The sequence below is a fragment of the Pseudomonas sp. NPDC087697 genome (assembly GCF_044743155.1).
GTDB lineage: Bacteria > Pseudomonadota > Gammaproteobacteria > Pseudomonadales > Pseudomonadaceae > Aquipseudomonas.
The window spans coordinates 1-13,928 of sequence record NZ_JBIUVW010000048.1 but is presented as its reverse complement, the minus strand read 5'-3'; the positions used below and the strand labels follow the sequence as shown (position 1 = coordinate 13,928).

The following is a 13,928-nucleotide window of genomic DNA, read 5'->3' as shown; positions in this document are numbered from 1 at the left end:
TAGGGGGATTGTAAGGACAGTTTTCAGCCCGGCCTTGCCGCCAAGCGACAACTTCTTATAGCGCAAACCCGGTATTTGAACGGGTTTACGGCAATGCGACAAATAGCGTCGCAAAGGCGCAGTTTAAACTGCTGGCGCGGGTTTGCGGCAGGCTTGGCGAGAGATGAATGCCTGCACGCCTAAATATGTACCGCATCTTCAAAGGCACACCCTGTTTTCATTCAACACCCTTGAATGCTGATGGATTAGCCCGATGCTCTTACCCGACGACTCAACGCGCACAATTGCGACTACGACGATTGTTTTCGCCCATCCGCCTGCGCACTACCAACCGCTCAAGGAGGCGATCCCCCAATGGCTTGGCAACGCCTCCTCGGCCCGGCTTGAGGCACTGAAAAGAGCCCGCCCCGTACTGCCCGCCCGGCTCAAAAGCGCAGCCGCCCCGCATCACGCAGAACTCAAACGGCTCAACACCGCTTACTGGTCAGCCCAGAATCACTGCGAGCAGATACTGAAAAACATTCAGGACGCCCACGCCTTTGCCGAACCGTTGCTCAAGAACGCGTTAAAAGCGCGATTCGGCGTGGAGGTGGACGTAAGACGAGTTTTTTTGCGCCTTTATATTCCTGCGACGATCCCCTGGTTCCCGGTCAAATCCGGGGCGGCGCGAAGCTGGACGGTTTCACTGCTGGACGCAGCGCTACACAACTTTGAAGAACAGGAAACCCGAAGCGACGCCTATGAACCGGCCTCGACCTTCATCACCGAGCCGACGTCGACCGGCCGGTTCGACACGCTGCCACAGATCAAACACTCAATCCCGATCCCGGACTTCACCGCGCTGTGCCGAGAGCTGGACATCGGCGCACGGTTTCGCACCTACCTTGAAGAGAATCTGGGGATCAGCAACCCGGTCGTCGCCGCACGGCTACATCCGAGGATCGAGGCGAGCCAGAAAGCCGCGCTGAAGGCAGCACTGCAACTGGCCCGAATGAAGGGCGACATCCGGGACGATTTCAGTCGTCAACTCCAGCGCCTGGCTGACGGTTCGCGAGACATTCGACTCGATGGCCAGCCACTGCTTTGCCACGACTTGACGATCATGTCCGCCAAACTGACCGGGATCCTGTTGTTTGCCGCAAATCTTGAGCAATCGCGAAGTGCGGCAAGGGTCGTAGCCTACATCCCCGATGACCCCGAGCACCCGTTCAAGGAATACGCCTCGACCGGCGAACTGATGCAGACCCTCACACGTCAGTTACGCTTGCCTGCCTATCAGACGTTTTTCAGCCGCTTCGTCGCCCATGAAGACCGCGGGTACTTCTTTGCCAATCTGGCCGATCGCCTGGCAAAAGTAACCTGGCATCAACACACCCGAGGCGATCCACTGCCTTCATGGCGCGAAACGCCAGTCGATCGACCCGACCTGCAATTTGCAGTGACAACAATCACTCGCACTCCATGGCTCCACCTCTACCACGAAAAACTGAACAAGATTCTCAACGACGCGCGGATGGTTGCCGTTGCCACGGCGAGCGTGGACCAAAAGGCTCGCTGGGCCTTGTGGGATTCGTTTTCCAGCGTTGCCTCGACCATCGTTCAGATGGCCGCGTTCATTGCCCTGCCCTTCGTGCCGTTCCTCGGTGAACTGATGCTGGCTTACATGGCTTATCAATTGGTCGATGAGGCCTTCGAAGGGGTTATCGACTGGGCAGAAGGACTGACTGACGGAGCCTTCCAGCACCTCATGGCGGTGACTCAATCGCTTGTCGAGCTGGGGACGTTTGCCGCAGGGGCCACTGTGGGCGCGGGGGAATTTCGCCGCATGCTCCCCAAGGAGGCACTGAAATTCATCGACACGTTCAAACCAGTCAAGGCTGCCAACGGCAAAACCCTTTACTGGAAACCCGACCTGACAACTTACGAATACCCGACAGCCTTGCCAGCCAGTTCCGTTCCCGATGCGTCGGGACTGTATGAGCACAGCGCAAAAACGCTCGTAACAATCGACGGCAAACCTTTTGCCATCGCTCAAGACTCGCAAATCGGCGCCCACCGCATCGCGCATCCCTCACGCCCCGACGCCTACCGACCGATACTGAAACACAACGGCAGTGGCGCATGGCAAACGGAAATCGATCAACCACTGGCCTGGGATAGAAAAACCCTGCTCAGACGTCTGGGTCATTTGGCCGACAACCTCTCGGCCGCCGATCAGGACCGGGCACTCAAGGCCAGCGGTTACCACGAGAACATCCTGCGCAAGATGCATGTCGAGCATGAATCCGTGCCGCCACTGCTGGCCGACACCCTCAAACGCTTCAACATCGACAGAAACCTGCAAACCTTCATTGACCGCCTGAGCAGCCCCTATCGCGAACACTACGTAAAAGCCGACTCGGAAACGCAACTTCAGTTGCTCGTCAAACACTTCCTCTGGCCAGAAAACAAAGGCATTCGCCTGATCGACAAACAGGGGCAAACCGTGTGGGAAACCGCGCACCCCGCAAGCTCGACAATCGAGATTGAGCAAGACCGGCTGACCGACGGCGACCTGCTTGCCACCCTGCTTGGCAACCTGACCGAGACCGAACAGCACACCCTTCTGGAAGAGGAAATTAATGCGCCCACCCGATCAACGGCGGCGCGCGCTTCGCAGCTGAGACAAACGCTGGCCCAGACCGCCGCCCGACAAAGAACATTGCTGTTCGATAGCCGTTACCAAACGCTTGAGCACACGAATAACGCCAGGATTCAAAAGCTGCTCGACGCTACTTTCGGGCTGCCACTGAGTGTGGCGCAGGAATTGATGAGCGAGGCCAGCGGTGCCGAGCTGCAACAGATAGACAACGGCGCAGTGCCGCCACGCCTCACGGAGCTTGCCCGCAGTGCCATGCAGGAAGTACGGGGCACCCGGGCCTACGAAGGTATGAACCTGTTGTCGCTGGACAACCCGGACACCGACCTGCTGATGTTCCACTCAGCTGAACGCCTGCCGGGCTGGTCGGGCGAAGTGCGGATCGACATACAGGACTACACCTATAACGGTCGCCATCGTACGAGCATCGGCCAACAAGACGCGCCGACTCGCAAAATACTGGTGCAACGCGAAGATCGACTCTACGCAGCCTATGACGACAAAGGTCAGGCGCTCTCTGGCGCAACCGATCTCTATGACGCGATGCTGAAGGCCCTTCCAGACAGTGAACGTGCTGCGCTGAAGATTCATGCGGGCCAAGGAGAAAAGCTCAAACAGGCGTTGCGCAACCATCCGCTCAAACGCGATGAGCTGCACACTCTGCTCAAGCAAAATCCACAACTCAAACCGGTTTATGACCCGCAAATCATGCGCCTGCTCGGCGGGGCGGACGGCTATGAGCGCCTACCACCCGATGCGGCGAATCTGGACCGCAGAGTTCGCGAGTTATTCCCGGCGCTTTCACCTCAAGAGGTGCTGAGCATCATCAGACAATTGAACGAACATCCCACCGGGGCAGATGCAGAGCTTTCGCGCCTGCAAGGCGAATACGCGCAACTGAACCAGGATCTGGATGCCTGGACCCACCAGATTCATCAGGCCCCACCTCAGCAAATGATGGAGATCAGGCAGAATCGCATCGCCTTCAAGGCGCAAATGACTCGCACCTGGCGCCAGCAAATCACTGTCGACACGACCCAGGCACTGACTGAGAACTACGACTGTCTGTTGAGTTTCTCCAGGCCGCTCATGGGAGAACTCCCGACCGTATCGGCAGACTTCAGCCGCGTTTCGACGCTATCGCTGCAAGATATCGGCGTACCCCATGGGATCAACGGTTTTCTTCAGCAGTTCAGCGGGCTCACTCGCCTCGAACTCAGAAACGTTACCCTTGGCGAGCTTCCTTCGGCCATTTCCATGATGCCCGAGCTCAATGAACTGCTGCTGAGCGACTGCGGCATCAGACTGACGCCCGACACCCAAACCGCGCTTTCATCGCTCAGCAAGCTGGTAACGCTGGATCTTTACAACAACCCCTTGGGGCTGACTCCCAACCTGCAGGGTATGCCTGACCTTACTTACCTTGATCTCTCCAATACCGGTATCACCCGCATTCCCCAGGGTCTGCGTGATCATCCGAACCTGCATACGATGATTCTCAATGACAACCAGATCACCGATCTGGAGCCAGGCCATTACCATCTACCCCTGACCCTCATCAGTGGCACGGACCTCAGTAACAACCCTCTCTCGCTGGCCACCCGCGAGCAGATTAAGGCCTTCTTTGGGACGAGTGGCCAGGACTTTGGTGTCATGGCGCAGGCGGCGGAAATCGACCGGACTCAGGAGTTGTACCCTCTGATGGACAGGGAAGAAGCCAGCGACTTCATCTATAAGCTGCCCGGAAACCTGGAGGCAGGCAGAGTCGAAGTGACGCGCCTGGCCACCGAGTACACCAAGCTGCGCAATGATCTGGCCGCCTGGACATCGGACACGCCAGCCGTGCATCCGCTAACGGACTTGCCCTTTACCGATGAGCAACTGACAGAAGAGCACTTTTCCCGCGATGCCTTCAAGGAAATCGTAGAGCAATGCTGGCGCCGTGAGTCGGATCTTGAGGGAGTCAATCAAGACGGTCAGGCCCACTATGAGCTCTACTCTGACGAAATCATTCACGGAAGCCTTCCGACCCTGACAGCGGACTTCAGCCATGTTTCGCGACTGCACCTGGAGGGCGATGAGAATGTGACTTCCGGGGTCGAAGGTTTTCTACGCTGCTTCCCTAACCTGAAAAGTCTGAGCATCAACGACTACGCACTGAACACGATCCCCCAACAGGTGTTCAATCTGGGCGAGTTGACCTCCCTGGAGCTTGCTGACTGCTTGATCACCCTGGATTCAAACACCCAGGCAGCACTGGCAGGCATGGATAATATCGAGGTCCTGGTGTTGAGCAGCAACCCGCTGGGTTTGCCGGCCGATGTCAGCCAGATGCCCAAGCTTCGGACGCTGTTGATGTTTGACACGGACATCACTGAGCTGCCGCCCGGGCTATTCAGCCGCACGGCATTGCTGGTGGCGAACCTTAGCGATAACGCCATTACCGAAATACCCAGCGATGTTCTGGAAGCCTCTGTCGAGGTCACTCACGCGATCAACTTGCAGGGCAATCCAATCTCCGCAGCCAGCATGCGGCGATTGATCGCCTACTTTCAGCGCACCGGTGAGGACTTTGGAATCGAAGAAATCATCGAAACCGCAGAAATGGAGAACTCGTCCTCGGAAGGCAGTGAGGTCGACGAATAACGGAGGAGGCTGCCGGGAGGAAACTCCCGGCATCCAACAGGAGGTATCAGCCTCGCTCTGAAGGCGCCGACGACAATTCGAAAGGACTGCTGCTGCGCCGCTGATTGCGATCTTCCCGCGGCGTGGCGCCGAAGAAGTTGCGGTAGGCGCTGGAGAAGTGCGGCCCCGAGGAGAAACCACACGACAAACCGATCTGGATGATCGACTTGCTGGTTTGCATCAACATCTGCCGGGCCTTGTTCAGGCGCAACTCCAGGTAATACTGGCTCGGCACACGGTTGAGGTACTGCTTGAAAATCCGCTCCAACTGTCGACGGGACACGCACACGTGTTGGGCGATTTCGTCGGTGGTCAGCGGCTCCTCGATATTGGCTTCCATCAGCAACACGGCTTGAGTGAGCTTTGGATGGCTGGAGCCGAGGCGATTCTGCAAGGGAATGCGCTGACGCTCACCGCCTTCACGAATACGCTCGACCACCAGTTCTTCGGACACCGCACCGGCCAGTTCAGCGCCGTGATCACGGGCCAGCACCGCCAGTAACAGATCAAGCACCGACATCCCGCCACACGCGGTCAGGCGATCGCGATCCCAATCGAACAGATGACTGGTGGCGATGACCTTGGGGAAGCGCTCGGTGAAATCATCCTGCCAACGCCAATGCACCGCCGCGCGGTAGCCATCGAGCAAACCGAGCTGGGCCAACGGATAGACACCTGCCGACAGACCACCAATCACACAACCGGCACGCACCAGTTGCTTGAGCGCGCTGCTGAGGGCGGGTGCCAGTGCGGTCGGCGGCTCATCGGCCAGCAGAAACAGCTTCTGGAAATTTTCCAGCTTGCCGGTCCAGGGCTCACCCGGCAATTGCCAGGCACCTTCTGTAGGCGTTTCAGCCTGCAGGAACGAGAGTTCGTAAACAACATCCGGATGCACGCGCTGAGCAACACGCAAGGCCTCCTCGGCCAGCGCCAGCGTCAAGGCTTTAGTGCTGGGCCAAATCAGGAAACCAATTCGATGGGCAGTCATGGCGGGCAATCCGAAACGAAAACAGTGTTAAAGCCAAAGGCGGCTGCAACCAAATTAGACCATCTGGCGCGCGGTGCGCAGCATGACCTAATTTGGTGCGTAACGGGAGCGATTACTTCAGGCTGCCCGAGAGGAATTGTTGCAGACGTTCGGACTGTGGATTGACCAACACTTCACGCGGGTTGCCGCTTTCTTCAACCACGCCTTTGTGCAGGAACACCAACTGGTTCGACACTTCACGGGCAAAGCCCATTTCGTGCGTCACCACGACCATGGTCCGGCCTTCCTGGGCCAGCGCCTGCATCACTTTCAGCACGTCGCCCACCAGCTCAGGGTCGAGTGCCGACGTTGGTTCGTCGAACAGCATCACCTCAGGTTCCATCGCCAACGCACGAGCAATCGCCACGCGTTGTTGTTCGCCGCCAGACATATGGCCTGGGTAAGCATCCTTACGATGGGACACGCCAACCTTGGCCAGGTAGTGCTCAGCCTTTTCACGGGCTTCAGCCTTGGACATGCCGAGTACGTGAACCGGCGCTTCCATGATGTTTTCCATCGCGGTCATGTGCGACCACAGATTGAAATGCTGGAACACCATCGACAACCGCGAACGCATGCGTTGCAGTTGTTTCGGGTCGGCGGCTTTCAGCGCGCCGTCCTTGTTCGCCACCAGTTTCAGCTCTTCGTTGTTGAGCAGAATCTTGCCGGCGTGCGGTTGCTCAAGCAGGTTGATGCAACGCAGGAAAGTACTTTTGCCGGAGCCACTGGAGCCGATGATGCTGATCACATCGCCGGCTGCCGCTTTCAGGGACACGCCCTTGAGCACTTCGTGACTGCCGTAGCGTTTATGCAGGTCTTGGACTTCAAGTTTGTACATGCTGTCGGTTCTCACAAAAACAGTCAGTCAGTGGTTATTCAGTGCTTGCGCGGGGCCAGGTAGCCCAGCCAGCGGTGCTCGGCCATCTTGAACAGACGCACCAGAATGAACGTCATGCACAGGTAGAACACGCCTGCGGTGATGTAGGCCTCGAACGGCAAGTAGTACTGAGCGTTCACGGTACGCGCGGCACCGGTGATGTCGATCAGGGTCACGATGGACGCCAGACTGGTGGTCTGCAGCATCATGATCACTTCGTTGCTGTACTGCGGCAGCGCCCGGCGCAGGGCCGACGGCAGCAGGATGCGCTTGTACATCTTGAAGCGCGACATGCCCATGGCCTTGGCCGCTTCGATCTCACCGTTTGGTGTAGCACGCAGGCTGCCGGCGATGATTTCAGCAGTGTAGGCACTGGTGTTGATCGCGAATGCCAGGCAGGCACAGAACGTCGCGCTGGACAGCCACGGCCAGAGGAAGCTTTCACGTACCGCTTCGAATTGCGCCAGACCGTAGTAGATCAAAAACAGCTGCACCAGCATCGGTGTGCCGCGGATCACGTAGGTGAAGAGCCAGGCACTCATGTTGACGATCGGCTGCTTGGAGACGCGCATCAAGCCCAGCGGCAACGCGGCCAGCAAACCGAACAGCAGCGACAGCGCGAGCAGTTTGAGGGTGGTCACCAGGCCGCCGAAGTACAGCGGCAAGGCCTCCCAAATGACGTTGTAGTCGAAGATCATAGATCAGCCGCCCTTACGCCTACCGAGTAGCGCTTCTCAAGGTGACGCAATGCCAGCAACGAGACGCTGGTGATCACCAGGTACATCGCCGCCACTGCGAGGAAGAAGGTGAAAGGCTCGCGGGTGGCATCTGCCGCCTGCTTGGCCTTGAACATCATATCTTGCAGACCGACCACCGAAATCAGCGCAGTCGCCTTGGTCAATACCAGCCAGTTATTGGTAAAGCCCGGAATCGCCAGGCGAATCATCTGCGGCACCAATACCCGGAAAAACACCTGAAAACTGCTCATGCCGTATGCCGCACCGGCTTCTGCCTGGCCTTTCGGGATCGCCATGAAGGCCCCACGGAAGGTTTCCGACAGGTACGCACCGAAAATGAAACCCAGGGTGCCGATACCGGCGATCAACGGGTTCAAGTCGATGTAGTCGTCATAGCCGAGCAATGGCGCAACACGGTTGAGCAAGTCCTGACCGCCGTAGAAAATCAGCAGGATCAGTACCAGATCGGGAATCCCGCGGATCACCGTGGAATACAGATCGCCCAGCCAGGCCAGCCAGCGTACCGGCGACAGGCGCAATGCGACCCCGATCAGACCCAGAACAATGGCCAAGGCCATGGACGACAAGGCGAGCTGAAGCGTCAGCCATGCGCCATCGAGGATGACAGCCCCGTAGCCTTTCAACATGATTCAGGTCCTCGAAAGTTGGGATGAAAAAATGGCGCAAACCTCAGAGATCCTGTTGCTTGCGCCATTTCGGATGGACGTGCGAGCTACTTACTTGCCGTAAATATCGAACGCGAAGTACTTGTCCTGGATTTGCTTGTACTTGCCATTCTCACGAATGGTGGCGATGGCTGCGTTGATCTTGTCCAGCTCAGCCTTGTCGCCTTTGCGTACTGCGATGCCTACGCCGTCGCCGAAGTATTTGACGTCGGTGAACGCCGGGCCAACGAAGGCAAAGCCTTTGCCAGCGTCGGTTTTCAGGAAGCCGTCATCCAGCAGGGTAGCGTCAGCCACGGTGCCATCGAGGCGACCGGCAGCCACGTCCAGGTAGATTTCGTTCTGCGAGCCGTACGGCTTGACTTCAGCACCCAGTGGCTTCAGGACTTCTTCAGCGAAACGGTTGTGGATCGAACCGCGTTGCACGCCGATTTTCTTGCCCTTGAGCTCGGTCAGGTTGTCGCTGACCTGAGTACCGGCCTTCATGACCAGACGTGCCGGGGTGTTGTAGTACTTGTTGGTGAAGTCCACGGACTTCTTGCGATCGTCAGTGATCGACATGGACGACAGGATCGCGTCGATCTTGCGCACTTTAAGCGCAGGGATCAGACCGTCGAACTCTTGCTCGACCCAGACGCACTTGACCTTCATCTCTTCGCACAGGGCGTTGCCGATGTCGTAGTCGAAACCAACGATGCTGCCATCCGGCGCCTTGGACGCGAACGGAGGGTAAGCCGCCTCGATACCAATTTTCAGAGGCTTTTCATCGGCGAACGTAGGCAGGGACAGCACGGACAGTGCCAGGGCGCCAAGAAGCACGAGTTTCTTCATCTTAGGACTCCATCGGTATAGGGCGAAAACGGCAGAGTGAGCGAGAGCCCAATATGCGAATGGGTGGAAACGGAAAGCGGCGCTGCGTCGTGGGAAACCGGTGCTGAACGCAACACTGATTTCAACGCAGGCAACGACGAGCGAGTGATCGGCATTCTAACGACAGGCCCGAAGCCGATATTTCTTCAATGCGACAACAAATTACAGAAGCACCGAGAAACCCGATCGAGCACATTGACAGCCCTTGAAGTTTATGCAAGAGCAAAAGACAGTGAACCGATCTATATTGCAAATAGCGGGCCTATTATTCGTAAACCCTTCTAATCCGGCAAGCACAGCGTTGTGCCTTATTTTTCAGGTGGTCTGAACAGGCCCTGAGACGGGGCTTGGCGTTTCCCAATGCCTCGTTATTGGGCGATCGGTTACACATTTAGTTACTTGAAGGGTGGCGGGTAACAGAGGGAAGGCTCCTACAGATGAAGCCGATAAATATTGGCCGGTGATCACAGCGTTGTTGATGTGGCGTCTGATAGACCACCATCGCGAGCAAGCTCGCTCCCACAGTGGATCTGCGGGGTGCACACTTCCTGCGCCACAACTCGATCAAATGTGGGAGCGAGCTTGCTCGCGATGAGGCCCGACCAAACAGCAGAGAATCCAGACCTGATCACCAATAAAAAGCCCCACCAGGCTCAACACCGGGTGGGGCTTTCGATGACACAAGAACCGCTATTAAGCGACGTTCATGGTCTTGTGCGTATCGATCAAATGCTGCACCACACTTGGGTCCGCCAGGGTAGAGATATCCCCCAACCCGTCGTATTCAGCCGTGGCAATCTTGCGCAGGATACGGCGCATGATTTTCCCCGACCGGGTTTTTGGCAGACCCGGCGCCCACTGGATGACATCCGGCGAAGCAATCGGGCCGATCTCTTTACGCACCCAGTTTTTCAGCTCCAGACGCAACGCTTCGCTCGGCTCTTCGCCACCGTTGAGGGTGACGTAGACATAAATGCCCTGCCCCTTGATGTCATGCGGCACACCGACCACCGCTGCTTCAGCGACTTTCGGGTGCGCAACCATCGCGCTTTCGATTTCGGCGGTGCCCATGCGGTGGCCGGAAACGTTGAGCACGTCATCCACGCGACCGGTGATCCACCAGTAGCCGTCGGCATCGCGACGCGCGCCGTCACCGGTGAAGTACATGCCACGGAACGTCTTGAAGTAAGTGTCGACGAAACGGTCGTGGTCGCCATACAGCGTGCGCGCCTGACCTGGCCACGAATCGAGAATCACCAGATTACCCTCGGCAACGCCCTCGATGATGTTACCCAGGTTGTCCACCAACGCCGGCACCACACCGAAGAACGGACGCGCCGCAGAGCCAGGCTTCAACGCATGAGCGCCCGGCAGCGGGCTCATCAGGGTCGCGCCGGTTTCGGTCTGCCACCAGGTATCGACGATCGGGCAGCGAGATTGGCCAACATTCTTGTAGTACCAGTCCCACGCTTCCGGGTTGATCGGCTCACCCACCGAACCCAACAGACGCAGGCTGCTGCCATCAAAGCCTTCAACAGCCGCCGTACCCGAAGCCATCATGGCGCGAATCGCGGTCGGCGCGGTGTAGAGGATGTTGACCTTGTGCTTGTCGACGATCTTCGCCACCCGAGTGATATCCGGATAGTTCGGCACGCCTTCGAACAGCAAGGTCGTGGCGCCGTTGGCCAGCGGGCCGTAGACAATATAGGTGTGGCCAGTGACCCAGCCGACGTCAGCGGTGCACCAGTAGATTTCGCCCGGACGGTAGTCGAACACGCGCTCGTGGGTCAGTGCGGAGTAGAGCAGATAACCGCCAGTGGTGTGCTGCACGCCCTTTGGCTTGCCGGTGGAGCCGGAGGTGTAAAGGATGAACAGCGCTTCTTCAGCGCCCATCTCTTTCGGCGCACACACGGTGCCTGCGACTTTCATCAGGTCTTCGTACCAGATGTCGCGGTGCGGGTTCCACTTGATGTTGCCACCGGTGCGCTTGCACACGATGACCTTCTGGATGCTGCTGGTTTCCGGGTTGGTCAGCGCGTCATCGACGTTGGCCTTGAGCGAGATTTTCTTGCCGGCACGCAGGCCTTCGTCAGCGGTGATCACCACTTTCGATTTGCAGTCGATGATCCGACCGGCCAGGGCTTCCGGCGAGAAGCCGCCAAACACCACCGAGTGAATCGCGCCGATCCGGGTACACGCCAGCATGGCGACCACGGCTTCGGGAATCATCGGCATATAGATAGTCACCACGTCGCCGCGGTGCACATCCTGGCCGCGCAAGGCGTTGGCGAACTTGCAGACTTCTTCGTGCAGCTCGCGGTAGGTAATGTTGCGGCTCTCGGCAGGGTCATCGCCCTCCCAGATGATCGCGATCTGATCGCCACGCTCGGCGAGATGGCGGTCCAGGCAGTTGTAGGAAACGTTCAGAGTGCCGTCGGCGAACCATTTGATGTCGACATGGTGATCGTCGAAAGAAGTCTGCTTCACCGTGGTGAAAGGCTTGATCCAGTCGAGGCGCTTGGCTTGCTCGCGCCAGAAGCCGTCCGGATTGACGACCGACTGCTGGTACATGGCCTTGTAGGTCGCCTCGTCAGTCAGCGTATTGGCCGCAACCTCGGGACGAACGGGATACAGAGAAGCCGCACTCATCTTTCTTACCTCGGTGGAATAGTTGTTTTTGTATGGCCTCGTTGTAGCCGGGCCGGGCCTATAGAACCATTCGACGATGGTAGTAACAAGCCCCTACAAAACGTCGTATCTACCGACCAAGCCGCTCAGACCCGCCGGTTTTAGAGGGTTTCAGCCGTTTTGTGAAAGTTGACTCTGCAGTGTACGAGGTCGTTTTTACGAGATTGTTACAGGATATGCCAATAGTCTTTATCAAAAGCACGCCTATATGCGCGCAACTCGCACGCCTAAAATCAGCCTCGCCAACAAGGCGAACGTGATTAACCCAGTTGCAGCCCCCACGAAGGCAGTTAATCCAACACTCAGTAATCAAGTTCCACACGCAACCCCAAAAAGGTTGCGTGACCCCATTCGACCTCAGAAAGGTAAAATTGAAATGAAAGCTTTATTGGTTCTGGCCCTCAGCAGTCTGTGCGCAACCGCCATGGCAGACGAGATCCCGACTGATGTTGCCAACAACACCGTACCGGTAGAGGAATACACTTACTCCACTCACCTGGACATCGCCAAAGTTATTTCCATGAGCGAAGTTCCAAGCGTTTGCGAAGTTGTACCAGCCCGCATGGAATATGAAGACTCGAACGGTCAACGGCATATTCTGCGCTACAGCGTGATGGGCAACGGTTGCTCTAACGGCTGATCATCAACGCTGACGTCTTGCTCATTGCGAACCCGACATCACCGCCCGACCTTCGTCGGGCGTCGTTGTGTCTGGAACCACAGAAACCCGGACCAAAACACTACATGTAGTGTAAAAAGCCATTTTTGGTTGTTTTTTGAACAGAAAAACCCATCAACAATTTCCACCCAAAACTGAACACAATCTCGCCCACCAACACACCTCATCTTCCCTGTAAGTCCCGTGCCATCGGGCTTGCGGCGTTTTGACAGCAAACACCGACGTCTACAGCGCTTTCACGTCGCCAAAAATCCTCAAAAAAAATCTTGATCGGCCAAAGCCCTGTAAACCCTTGCTCCGCCTTGATTACGCGCCCTGCCGAGGGTTCTCTGAGCCATTTCGCCGCACCACAACCGCGAAAAAACACCTATAATGCGCCGGTAAATCGGGCCTGCAACATCCCCTTACAGGAGGATGCAGGATGCTGAGGCCACCGCAGGAGCTGACGACGTTATCTCCGCCCTTAGCGACTTCAGGACACCCGTACACATTTCTGTTTTTTGCCTGCGTACTGCTGCAACAAACGATTCCTTTTAGAGACAACGCGGCCACCGGCCCGTGTGAAAAACCGACCATCAGAGTTTTCACACGGGCGACTGGCCCTCACGCAGGAGACGACACGTCATGCTGAGCTGGGACGAATTCGACAAAGAAGACGGCGAAGTTGTCGCCAAAGGCGCCAATGCTGGCCACGCCACTGAAGCCAACATGGACCGCCTCGACAGCGCCGGTGGTGCTGCAGCACTTGAAGCCCGTGCCGTAACCGCCACCGACTCGGCTGCGATCATCCGCGCCAAAGCCGCCCTCGACAAACTCGACGTCGCCGAAGGCCTGGCCGAACTCGAAGGCGCTTCCGCCCGTGTTGCGGTCGACGAAAAGCGCATGATCAACTGCCGCGCCGACCTCAACCAACTCGTCCCGTTCAAATACGACTGGGCCTGGCAGAAGTACCTGGACGGCTGCGCAAACCACTGGATGCCGCAAGAAGTCAACATGACCGCCGACATCGCCCTCTGGAAAAACCCGGAAGGCCTGACCGACGAC

At 57.4% G+C, this 13,928-nt stretch carries 9 protein-coding genes; 3 read left to right on the top strand and 6 right to left on the bottom strand.

Going from position 1 to position 13,928, the window contains the following annotated elements; translation table 11 throughout:
* Nucleotides 1–253: 253 nt before the first annotated feature.
* Nucleotides 254–5,284, top strand: a complete 5,031-nt coding sequence (locus tag ACIPIN_RS24815) for a dermonecrotic toxin domain-containing protein (protein ID WP_401123332.1) — start codon at nucleotides 254–256, stop codon at nucleotides 5,282–5,284.
* Nucleotides 5,285–5,330: 46 nt separating this feature from the next.
* On the opposite strand, the gene argR is transcribed toward ACIPIN_RS24815, so the two are convergent.
* The 6 genes from argR to acs form a co-directional block, all read right to left on the bottom strand.
* Nucleotides 5,331–6,311: a transcriptional regulator ArgR gene (gene argR / locus ACIPIN_RS24810; RefSeq protein ID WP_401123329.1), complete on the bottom strand. Its 981-nt coding sequence runs from the start codon at nucleotides 6,309–6,311 to the stop codon at nucleotides 5,331–5,333.
* Between the two features lie 112 nt (nucleotides 6,312–6,423).
* Nucleotides 6,424–7,188, bottom strand: coding sequence for an ABC transporter ATP-binding protein (locus ACIPIN_RS24805; protein ID WP_262111707.1), 765 nt, complete (start codon nucleotides 7,186–7,188; stop codon nucleotides 6,424–6,426).
* A 38-nt stretch (nucleotides 7,189–7,226) separates the two neighbouring features.
* Nucleotides 7,227–7,925 carry an ABC transporter permease gene (locus tag ACIPIN_RS24800; RefSeq protein ID WP_123426774.1) on the bottom strand — a complete coding sequence of 233 codons (699 nt, stop codon included), beginning with the start codon at nucleotides 7,923–7,925 and terminating at the stop codon, nucleotides 7,227–7,229.
* Nucleotides 7,922–8,611: an ABC transporter permease gene (locus ACIPIN_RS24795; RefSeq protein WP_123426773.1), complete on the bottom strand. Its 690-nt coding sequence runs from the start codon at nucleotides 8,609–8,611 to the stop codon at nucleotides 7,922–7,924. The genes ACIPIN_RS24800 and ACIPIN_RS24795 overlap by 4 nt, the downstream gene beginning before the upstream one ends.
* Before the next feature lie 90 nt (nucleotides 8,612–8,701).
* Nucleotides 8,702–9,478 carry an ABC transporter substrate-binding protein gene (locus ACIPIN_RS24790; protein WP_019693169.1) on the bottom strand — a complete coding sequence of 259 codons (777 nt, stop codon included), beginning with the start codon at nucleotides 9,476–9,478 and terminating at the stop codon, nucleotides 8,702–8,704.
* Between the two features lie 732 nt (nucleotides 9,479–10,210).
* The gene (gene acs / locus ACIPIN_RS24785) at nucleotides 10,211–12,166 is read right to left on the bottom strand and encodes an acetate--CoA ligase (RefSeq protein WP_401123326.1); all 1,956 of its coding nucleotides are present in this window, start codon (nucleotides 12,164–12,166) and stop codon (nucleotides 10,211–10,213) included.
* Between the two features lie 415 nt (nucleotides 12,167–12,581).
* On the opposite strand from acs, the gene ACIPIN_RS24780 reads away from it, so the two are divergent.
* Nucleotides 12,582–12,845, top strand: a complete 264-nt coding sequence (locus ACIPIN_RS24780) for a DUF2790 domain-containing protein (RefSeq protein ID WP_401123324.1) — start codon at nucleotides 12,582–12,584, stop codon at nucleotides 12,843–12,845.
* 663 nt (nucleotides 12,846–13,508) lie between these two features.
* On the top strand, nucleotides 13,509–13,928 hold a 420-nt coding region (locus ACIPIN_RS24775; RefSeq protein WP_401123321.1), incomplete at its 3' end, for a ribonucleotide-diphosphate reductase subunit beta.

Excerpts from the sequence above, each read along its gene's own strand:
- ACIPIN_RS24815 (WP_401123332.1), top strand. The coding sequence starts at position 254 with ATGCTCTTACCCGACGACTCAACGCGCACAATTGCGACTACGACGATT.
- argR (WP_401123329.1), bottom strand. The coding sequence starts at position 6,311 with ATGACTGCCCATCGAATTGGTTTCCTGATTTGGCCCAGCACTAAAGCC.
- ACIPIN_RS24805 (WP_262111707.1), bottom strand. The coding sequence starts at position 7,188 with ATGTACAAACTTGAAGTCCAAGACCTGCATAAACGCTACGGCAGTCAC.
- ACIPIN_RS24800 (WP_123426774.1), bottom strand. The coding sequence starts at position 7,925 with ATGATCTTCGACTACAACGTCATTTGGGAGGCCTTGCCGCTGTACTTC.
- ACIPIN_RS24795 (WP_123426773.1), bottom strand. The coding sequence starts at position 8,611 with ATGTTGAAAGGCTACGGGGCTGTCATCCTCGATGGCGCATGGCTGACG.
- ACIPIN_RS24790 (WP_019693169.1), bottom strand. The coding sequence starts at position 9,478 with ATGAAGAAACTCGTGCTTCTTGGCGCCCTGGCACTGTCCGTGCTGTCC.
- acs (WP_401123326.1), bottom strand. The coding sequence starts at position 12,166 with ATGAGTGCGGCTTCTCTGTATCCCGTTCGTCCCGAGGTTGCGGCCAAT.
- ACIPIN_RS24780 (WP_401123324.1), top strand. The coding sequence starts at position 12,582 with ATGAAAGCTTTATTGGTTCTGGCCCTCAGCAGTCTGTGCGCAACCGCC.